The organism is Pseudoalteromonas sp. GW168-MNA-CIBAN-0100, assembly GCF_040309225.1.
GTDB classification, from domain to species: Bacteria; Pseudomonadota; Gammaproteobacteria; order Enterobacterales; family Alteromonadaceae; genus Pseudoalteromonas; species Pseudoalteromonas arctica.
In genome coordinates, this window is record NZ_JBEOOL010000646.1 from 1 (window position 1) to 266 (window position 266).

Consider the following 266-nt stretch of genomic DNA (forward strand, 5'->3'; position numbering starts at 1 on the left):
GGTGTATTTGATAAGTCACTTGCGCAAGCGGTAGAAAAAGCAATAATGGCATCTGACTTAGGTTTAAACCCAATGTCAGCAGGTTCAGTTATTCGTGTACCATTACCAGCATTGACTGAAGAACGTCGTAAAAACTTAATTAAAATTGTTCGTGGTGAAGTTGAAGGCGGTCGTGTTGCAGTACGTAACATTCGTCGTGACGCGAATGGCGATTTTAAAAACTTATTGAAAGATAAAGATATTTCTGAAGATGAAGCGCGTCAAGC

Annotated in this window: 1 protein-coding gene; it reads left to right on the forward strand. The window is 39.8% G+C overall.

What is annotated here, in order from left to right; all coding sequences use genetic code 11:
- Positions 1-266 (forward strand): ribosome-recycling factor (locus AAEY62_RS22825; protein ID WP_350636704.1); only part of this gene is annotated, 266 nt, incomplete at both ends.